Source organism: Neotamlana sargassicola, from assembly GCF_020523965.1.
GTDB lineage: Bacteria > Bacteroidota > Bacteroidia > Flavobacteriales > Flavobacteriaceae > Neotamlana > Neotamlana sargassicola.
This window is the reverse complement of sequence record NZ_JAJAPX010000040.1, coordinates 1-245: the sequence shown is the minus strand read 5'-3', so window position 1 is coordinate 245 and position 245 is coordinate 1. Positions and strand designations below refer to the sequence as shown.

At 37.6% G+C, this 245-nt stretch carries 1 tRNA gene; it reads left to right on the top strand.

The annotated features are described in order from the left end of the window. The first annotated feature begins 27 nt into the window (after positions 1-27). Positions 28-101: transfer RNA gene (locus LG651_RS15720), tRNA-Ile, on the top strand. Positions 102-245: the final 144 nt, after the last annotated feature.

Below are 245 nucleotides of genomic sequence, written 5' to 3'. Positions count from 1 at the left end.
GAGCAACCAAAAACCAATAACCAAAAGAGTCTCATAGCTCAGCTGGTTAGAGCGCTACACTGATAATGTAGAGGTCGGCAGTTCGAGTCTGCCTGAGACTACAATCTAAGGTTGTTTTAAAAAAAAACAATTTTAGAGAAGTTCATTAAATATTGAAAGGAAATTCTAGAAGTTAAGCAACCCAATAAGTTGCAGGTTTAGTTACTTTAAACTGCGACTGAACACTGCTAACTACAAGATACGGG